Annotated in this window: 9 protein-coding genes; all 9 read right to left on the bottom strand. The window is 52.1% G+C overall.

Annotated features, from left to right (window positions below; genetic code table 11):
* Nucleotides 1–134 precede the first annotated feature (134 nt).
* On the bottom strand, nt 135–887 hold the full coding sequence (locus tag BLR64_RS23985; protein ID WP_090718459.1) for a hypothetical protein: 753 nt from the start codon (nt 885–887) through the stop codon (nt 135–137).
* A gap of 83 nt (nt 888–970) precedes the next feature.
* Nucleotides 971–1,339 carry a 2Fe-2S iron-sulfur cluster-binding protein gene (locus BLR64_RS23980; protein WP_090718456.1) on the bottom strand — a complete coding sequence of 123 codons (369 nt, stop codon included), beginning with the start codon at nt 1,337–1,339 and terminating at the stop codon, nt 971–973.
* Entirely contained in the window at nt 1,336–1,956 is a 621-nt protein-coding gene (locus tag BLR64_RS23975; protein ID WP_139172080.1) for a hypothetical protein, read from the bottom strand. The genes BLR64_RS23980 and BLR64_RS23975 overlap by 4 nt, the downstream gene beginning before the upstream one ends.
* A 91-nt stretch (nt 1,957–2,047) precedes the next feature.
* On the bottom strand, nt 2,048–2,227 hold the full coding sequence (locus BLR64_RS23970) for a DUF2768 family protein (protein WP_090718450.1): 180 nt from the start codon (nt 2,225–2,227) through the stop codon (nt 2,048–2,050).
* A 160-nt stretch (nt 2,228–2,387) separates the two neighbouring features.
* Entirely contained in the window at nt 2,388–2,663 is a 276-nt protein-coding gene (locus BLR64_RS23965) for a stage VI sporulation protein F (RefSeq protein WP_068729957.1), read from the bottom strand.
* A gap of 72 nt (nt 2,664–2,735) precedes the next feature.
* On the bottom strand, nt 2,736–3,776 hold the full coding sequence (locus tag BLR64_RS23960; RefSeq protein ID WP_090718447.1) for an NAD(P)H-dependent glycerol-3-phosphate dehydrogenase: 1,041 nt from the start codon (nt 3,774–3,776) through the stop codon (nt 2,736–2,738).
* Nucleotides 3,769–4,386, bottom strand: a complete 618-nt coding sequence (gene plsY, locus BLR64_RS23955; RefSeq protein ID WP_090718446.1) for a glycerol-3-phosphate 1-O-acyltransferase PlsY — start codon at nt 4,384–4,386, stop codon at nt 3,769–3,771. Before plsY ends, BLR64_RS23960 begins: the two co-directional genes overlap by 8 nt.
* A 12-nt stretch (nt 4,387–4,398) precedes the next feature.
* Nucleotides 4,399–5,724, bottom strand: coding sequence for a ribosome biogenesis GTPase Der (der, locus tag BLR64_RS23950; protein WP_068729962.1), 1,326 nt, complete (start codon nt 5,722–5,724; stop codon nt 4,399–4,401).
* 200 nt (nt 5,725–5,924) lie between these two features.
* Complete coding sequence (gene rpsA / locus BLR64_RS23945; RefSeq protein ID WP_244157839.1) at nt 5,925–7,238, bottom strand: 30S ribosomal protein S1; 1,314 nt, start codon at nt 7,236–7,238, stop codon at nt 5,925–5,927.
* Nucleotides 7,239–7,361: the final 123 nt, after the last annotated feature.

Below are 7,361 nucleotides of genomic sequence, written 5' to 3'. Positions count from 1 at the left end.
CATGCGCAAGCATCCTAGCTACAAGAGTGGCTTGGCCCCTCTCTTGGTTGGACTTGCACCAACTAGATAATGCGTGCCTCTGGGCACGCCCAAAAATAAAAAGCCCCCTGGTTAAGGGGACTTGCAAACATATTCTATGGACTATGCGGAGGCTGCGGAACCGGTTTGCCGCCGATCCACAGATAGGGCAGGGATTTCACGGGCACATAGTAGGAAGCTGTCTCAAGCACAGTCCGCAGATCCTGATCTGAGTCTGGAGCAGTTCCGGACTGCCCGATTGCAGTCATAATGTCGGCCGAATAATCAGCATACACCTTGCCCTCCCCGTCCATGATGAATTCCAGCGGCTGGCCGGAATAGACACTGCTTAATGTGACTGCTGACGAACCTGCGAGCTTGTGATCGACAGCATAGACTCCGGGATAATACTCCTCACCTGCCGGAAGACTCCCGCCGTGAGCAGACTTGTAGCGGTTGACCTGGCGCTGGACATCATTTACCTTCTGCACGGTAACCAGATCCATCAGCTTCACAATAGGTGCCGTCTCCTCATTGAGAATCAGAAAATAAGCGTTTCCGCCCTGCTCAAATGCTGCCGGGGGAATTTCATCCAGATCCCCCTGCGAGCGCAGCTTCTCCAGATCAACCACAAATTTCTCATAACGCGGTGTGTCCGCATCACTGTTCAGAATCGGCAGCAGCCCTTCCCTCTGCTGATACTCCTCCACGGCTGCCTGTACGCGCCGGACACTCTCTCTGCTGCCGCCTCCCGGCTGCTGCTGTTCTTCGGGATACATGCAGCCTGCCAGGACACACAGCAGCAGCAGCGGCCGCGCCAGCTTCAGGATAGAGGAACCTATACTGCCCAGCCCCATATACTTATCCATATCCAACGCCTCCCCGCCAGCTCAATAGGTGTAAAGTATTCGTATATTTAGTGCATTAATGAATCATCGTTAAATGTTGTGTCCTACCACAGCTCGTCCATTTCACCGCGCCGTGCAGCTTCCAGCCGGCGCCGTACTGCGGCTTTGAGCGGATCCTCAGGTACATTAACATTCAGCTCCTGCTGTACAGCCGTCTGGCAGGCCAGCCGTACGTCCTGCTCCAGCAGGCTGCCCAGCTTGCGTCTCTCTGCCTCATCCGGCGGCCGTACCGCATCCTTGCTTTCCCGGCCGATTGTTACCTTGCACATCAGGCAGGCTGCCTTGCCGCCGCAGCGTGTAGGCAGTACAACGCCAGCTTTGCGAGCTGCCTCCAGCAGTGTCGTGCCTTGCTTGACTACAGACGTGCGTTCATCCGGCAAAAAAGTAACCGTAATTCCTCTTTGCGATTTCATCGAGCAGTTTCCTTCCTGAATTCTGTTTCCGGCGGCTGCCCCAGCAGTCTGTTAAGCTCTGCGCGGCAGGCGGGATCGAGCCTGTTCTGCTCAGCCAGCTGCTCAAGCAGAGAAGCATGCTGCTGCAGGCTGCTGAGCATCCTGCCGGCAATATCCCGGCAGCGTTCGGTTCTCCCTCGCAGCATATTGTACAGCAGCTCATGTGCCAGCGGCATCAGCCGGATCAGGCTGCTGCCGATCCCGCTGACAGGTGCATGACGGAACAGCGAATGTATATCTACGGTGTAACCAAAGGGCGGATTACCGATGCGGAATCCGCAGACCAGCTCCACCTTCATTTCCCCCACTATATAACGGCTGCGTCTTGAGTAGCAATTGCCGCTGTAATCTTCCTCAGGCCCATTGTCCGCCGAATAACAGCTGAGCGCCTCGTGCAGCGGTGCTGCATCCTCCAGATCAGCGTACAGATCAATATCGGCAGGCGGTCTGCTTAATGAAACATTATGCAGCATCAGACTACAGCTCCCGCCCAGCAGCCAGACCGGCGGCTTCTCCATCCAGCTTAAATCCAGTGCTTCGGCAACCTTCCTTAATGCTGTCTCCTGTATGTATGACATTCCCGTCCCTGCCATCTGCACACGCTCCATTCCTGAGAAATCGTCATACGATAATCCAGAAATACATCTGACTGAGCCTGTTTGTAAATGCTTACATAATGGATGCCGCTCCGCTGAGCAAACCGATCAGCATGATGACAAAAGCAATGACCGATAATACCGCTCTGAGCAGTCCCCTTGTCCTGCTGCGGGCAAAGGTGATCAGAAATACGGATACGCCCATAATCAGTATCGCAATCAGCGACAACCACATCTTAGTCATAGGGTCCATAATTACTCTGCCTCCTGCCGATTATATTGAATTGCAAATATTATAGCATGAACCATAAGCCGCGAAACCTATAAAGTGTATTCTGCAGCAAAAAAGAGCAAAAAAACCGGAATCTGCTAGATACCGGCTCCTTTGCTCCTTGAATAACCCAAAGGACGAACTATTTTTTCATCAGCATTTTCATTAAAGACTCCATTGTGCCGGAATTCGTACCGCCTTTTTTGACCGCATTTACGATCTCCTGCACAGTAGCCTCAGTGACCGGCACTTTAGCCATTGCTGACACCTGCTTGATCAATTGGCGGAGCTGGGCTTCATTCTGTGTGGTTCCCGGCTTCACTGTGCTCGCGAGCTTTTTGATTGCACCTGGTGTGATGTTCTTCCCCGTTTTTTTATTGATGGCATTCAGGGCATCCTTGGAAAAATCTTTGTTCACTCTTCTTCCCTCCTCCGTCAATCCCCACTACAACATATGAGAATATCCGGCAAAAGGTGAACAGTCCTATCCTCAGGAATGCCACTGCTCCCAGGTTTCCTGTGAGATAGCTTCCATTTCCGTTTTACGGTCACGGCCCATCAGAGCCTCCACCGCACTGCGCGGGGTTCTGCCTTTAAACAGAACGTGGTAGATCTGGTCGGTAATCGGCATCTGAACGCCTAAACGAACAGAAATCGCATAGGCGGCTTCCGTCGTACGAATTCCTTCCACAACCATACCCATGGAATCCAGTACTTCGGCCAGTGGCTTGCCCTGTCCCAGCATCGACCCGGCACGCCAATTACGGCTGTGCTGGCTGGTTGCCGTAACAACAAGGTCGCCGAGTCCGGCCAGTCCGGAAAAGGTCAGCGGATTGGCGCCAAGCTCAACCCCTACCCGGGCAATCTCGGCAAGCCCGCGGGTTAGCAGCGCAGCCTTGGCATTGTCACCGAAGCCCAGACCATCGGACAGTCCTGCACCGAGAGCGATGATATTCTTCAGCGCTCCAGCCAGCTCAACACCGAGCTGATCGCGGTTGGTATACACGCGGAAATCGTTATTGATGAACAGTCCCTGTGCAGTGACTGCACGCGCTTCATCTGCAGAAGCAACAACAACGGTTGTCGGACAGAGGCGGACGACCTCCTCAGCATGGCTGGGCCCGGAGAGGACAACGATCTCTCCCTCCTTGCAGCCCAGCTCCTCGGAAATAACCGTGGACATCCGTTTCATGGTTTCCGTCTCGAAGCCTTTGGTCGCATGGATACAGAGCATATCCTCCTTCCAGAAAGCCTTGAGGCTGCGCGCCACCTGGCGCATGCCGGAGGAAGGCGAGACAATCACCACTGCTTTGGAGCCGGAAACAGCCTGTTCCATATCCGTAGTGGCAATGATATTCTCAGGCAGTCGTATACCCGGCAGAAAGTGCTCGTTGGTATGGTGTTCGTTGATCTCGGCAGCTTGTTCGGGCCTCCGTGTCCATAGATAAACTTCCTTGTGGTTAGCCGCCAGCACAGAGGCCAGCGCAGTTCCCCAGCTGCCTGCGACCAGCACGGTTACTTTATCAGACAACACGATTCCCCTCCTTGGCCTTGGAGCCGATTTTGTTCTCTCTTCCCTGTGACAGCTTCACGATATTGCTGCGGTGCCGCCAGAAGGCAAAGGCTGCAATAATCAGACTGCCCCACAGCTCCGGTGCCGTAAACTCGGCAAACAGCAGAAATACCGGAGTCAGCGCCACAAAAATAAGGGAGCCGAGTGATACATAACGGGTCAAGACAATAGACACAATGGCAATAACGCCCGCTGCCAGCGCAGGCCAGAAGAACAGTGTCGCCATGACGCCGATCGCCGTAGCAACCCCCTTGCCCCCGCGGAAATGGAAATACACCGGCCAGTTGTGACCGATAATGGCTGCAATTCCGCAGCCGACCGCGACCCAGCTTCCCCAGCCGCCGGCCCATGTCCCCAGCCAGACCGCGGCAATGCCCTTCAGCACGTCCAGAATCAGCACCAGAATCGCCGGTCCTTTTCCAAGCACCCGCAGCGTATTGGTCGCCCCGGCGTTACCGCTGCCATATTGGCGGATATCAATCCCTTTAAGCAGCCGGGCAAGCAATACGCTGAAGCTGACAGAGCCAAGCAAATAGCTTACTACGATAACCAGAAGTTCAAACGCCACTACTCTTCTCCCCTAACTTTCGTTATCAGATTTACGCCGCGTAAAGAGGCGGATCGGTGTGCCTTCAAAATTGAACGCTGCGCGGATCTTGTTCTCCAGATAACGCTCGTAGGAGAAGTGCATCAGCGACGGGTCATTTACAAACACCACAATCGTCGGCGGCTTCACGGCAACCTGGGTTACGTAGTTAATGCGCAGACGGCGTCCTTTATCGGTAGGCGGCGGATTAATGGCCACGGCATCGGATACAACATCGTTAACCAGGTGGGTTGTAATCCGCAGGGCATGCTGCTGTGCAACATGCTGCACGACCGGCAGGAGCTTCTGCAGGCGCTGTTTTGTTAATGCCGACAGGAATACAACCGGAGCATAGGTCATGAACAGGAAGTGATCACGGATTGTATTTTCAAAATGCTGCATGGTCTTGTCGTCTTTTTCCACGACATCCCACTTGTTTACGACAAAAATAGAAGCTTTGCCCGCATCATGGGCATAACCGGCAATATGCTTATCCTGGTCGATGATGCCTTCCTGGCCGTTAATAACAACCAGAACAACATCAGCCCGCTCTATAGCCCGCATGGCGCGCATAACGCTGTATTTCTCAGTGCTCTCGTAAACCTTACCGCGCTTGCGCATACCCGCTGTATCAATCAGGACATACTTCTGGCCATCCCGTTCAAAAGGAGTATCTATCGCATCGCGTGTAGTTCCGGCTACATCGCTGACAATTACGCGTTCTTCACCCAGAATGGCGTTGACCAGCGAGGACTTGCCTACGTTAGGCCGGCCGATCAGCGCAACACGAATGACATCATCGTCGTATTCTTCATCAACCTTATCAGGAAGCTTCTCCACAACCGCATCCAGCAAATCGCCGACGCCTGTGCCGTGGCTGCCGGAAATACCGATCGGATCGCCGATGCCCAGACTATAGAATTCATAGATGTCTTCTGCACGCTTCATGTTATCCACTTTATTGATCGCCAGTACGATCGGCTTGCCGGACCGGAACAGAATCTGCGCTACCTCTTCATCTGCATTTGTCAGGCCGCTTTTGGCCTCACACATGAAAATAATAACATCCGCTTCCTCGATAGCCAGCTCCGCCTGGACGCGGATCGATCTCAGGATGAAATCCTCACCGTCCACTTCAATCCCTCCGGTATCAATGACACTGAAGGATTTGCCGTTCCAATCGGAAATACCGTAAATCCGATCCCGGGTAATTCCCGGTTTATCTTCTACAATGGCCAGTTTATCACCAATCAGCCGGTTAAAAATCGTCGACTTTCCGACGTTAGGCCGGCCTACTATGGCCACAACGGGTCTTGCCATATTCCATTCCTCCTGTCTTCCTTACGTTTCTCATCATAGCAAAAAACATTACAATTGGCTAACTCCATACAAACACAATCGGCGAACCCTCAGGATGAGGGCTCGCCGATTACTTTACCCGGTATGACACCACATATAAGAGCACATAAGTCGCCTTATGCAGCATTCTTATACTGCTGTGCAAAGCTTAATTTAAGGGATTAGTTATTGCCCTTGAATTTGTCCAGCTTGTCACCGAAACGCTCAGCCAGTGTGAAGCTGAGACCTTCGTTGCTGAGCGAAACGTTAGGATTGTTCAGAACTTCCTTTGGAGCTCTGTCCTGTCTCTCTCTGCGTTCAGGTTTAGCCGTAGGAGCCGGAGCTTCTTCGGTTTCCTTAATGCTGAGGCTGACGCGCTTCTCGGATGGATTGAAGTCCAGAACCTTAACCTGAACCTCTTGTCCTTCCTTAAGCACTTCGTGCGGAGTACCGATGTGCTTGTGGGAAATTTGCGAGATGTGCACAAGGCCTTCAACGCCTGGAAGCAGTTCAACGAATGCTCCGAAGTTAACAAGGCGCTTAACTTCGCCTGTTACTACATCGCCAATGTTGATTTTGCCTGCAGCGGAATCCCAAGGACCTGGAGCAGCAGCTTTGATACTAAGGCTGATTTTGCCTTTTTCCGGATCAACTTTAAGTACTTTAACAGTAACTTTGTCGCCTTCGGATACAACATCGGACGGCTTCTCAACGTGGTTCCAAGCGATCTCGGATACGTGAACCAGACCGTCAACGCCGCCCACATCAACAAATGCGCCGAACTGGGTCAGACGTTGTACTGTACCTTCGATGATCTGTCCTTCAGTCAGTTCGGACATGATCTTCTGCTTGTTAGCTTCGAATTCTTCTTCCAGCACTTCCTTCGCGGAAAGAATAACCTTGCTGTTCTCACGGTCCAGTTCCTTCACTTTTACGCGGAGGGTACGGCCCTTGTAGTCACTGAAATCTTCTACGAAGTGGCGTTCAACCATGGAAGCCGGGATAAATCCGCGTGCGCCCACATCAGCTACGAGACCGCCTTTGACAACGTCAGCCACAGTAACTTCGAACGCTTCCTGGGAAGCAAAGTATTTCTCAAGATCTTCCCAGGATTTTTCGCTGTCAATGGCACGTTTGGAGAGCACAAGGCTTTCCTTGTTGTCGTTGACGCTTACTACTTTGCATTCCACTTCCTGTCCAACTTCAACTGCTGCTGCAGCGTTGTCCAGCTGTACGGAAGAAAGTTCGCGAATCGGAATCACACCGTCGTATTTATATCCAATGCTTACATAAGCTTGGTTATCTTCGATTTTGACGATTGTTCCTTTCACGGTATCGCCTTTTTTCACAGAAATGATTTCCAAACCTTCTTGGCTAGTCACTTCTTCTTCGTTGCCGGCAACAGGTGCAGCGGTTTCCACAGCTTCTGTCGCTTCTACGGCTTCGTTGTTCTCAACATTAGCCGCAGCTTCCTGATTTTTAATTTCTTCAGACATGTGATTACCCTCCTCGATTCAAAACCCCATTTATTTAAACCCGCGTAAGAGCAGGGTTCAAAACAATCAATACTTGTATAACATTTACAGTATTACGATAGTATGTTCCAAAAAATAGCGGTT

Source organism: Paenibacillus typhae (assembly GCF_900099765.1).
Lineage (GTDB): Bacteria > Bacillota > Bacilli > Paenibacillales > Paenibacillaceae > Paenibacillus_AQ > Paenibacillus_AQ typhae.
The sequence above is the reverse complement of the archived record's forward strand: the minus strand, read 5'-3'. Positions and strand labels throughout refer to the sequence as shown.